The 389-nt window shown below is 56.0% G+C and carries 1 protein-coding gene; it reads right to left on the reverse strand.

Features of this window, described 5'->3' with window-relative positions; all coding sequences use genetic code 11:
• The coding region (locus tag JHD63_RS23060; RefSeq protein ID WP_233168558.1) for a bacteriophage T4 gp5 trimerisation domain-containing protein at positions 1-326 on the reverse strand (326 nt) is incomplete at its 3' end.
• Positions 327-389: the final 63 nt, after the last annotated feature.

Genomic DNA, 389 nt, shown 5'->3' on the forward strand with positions numbered 1-389 from the left:
ATTTGTTGTCTGCGATCGTTGCCTATCCGCCGGTGCTCGTTGTGATCGATACGGGTGGAACTATCATGCAGCACCTCGGCTGTCATGTTCTTTTGCGCATGCAGATAGAGCTCCTCCTGGCCTTTTTCATCTTCAAAACGCAGTTCATTAAAACCTTCGCCCTTATGGGTTTGCGACCGGATCGACATCTGGGTTTTGGTGCCCGGCAGCTTGCCCGGGGGCAGGTTACTGGCATGATAGGTGCGGCCGATAATTACGGGCTGATCGGGATCGCCATTCAAAAATTCGACGATCACCTCATGGCCAACGCGCGGCACGGCCGACATGCCCCAACGTGGTCCCGCCCAGGGGTGTGATACCCGGATCCAACAGGAACTGCTGTCGTCGGT

Source organism: Xylophilus sp. ASV27 (genome assembly GCF_016428875.1).
Lineage (GTDB): Bacteria > Pseudomonadota > Gammaproteobacteria > Burkholderiales > Burkholderiaceae_C > Xylophilus.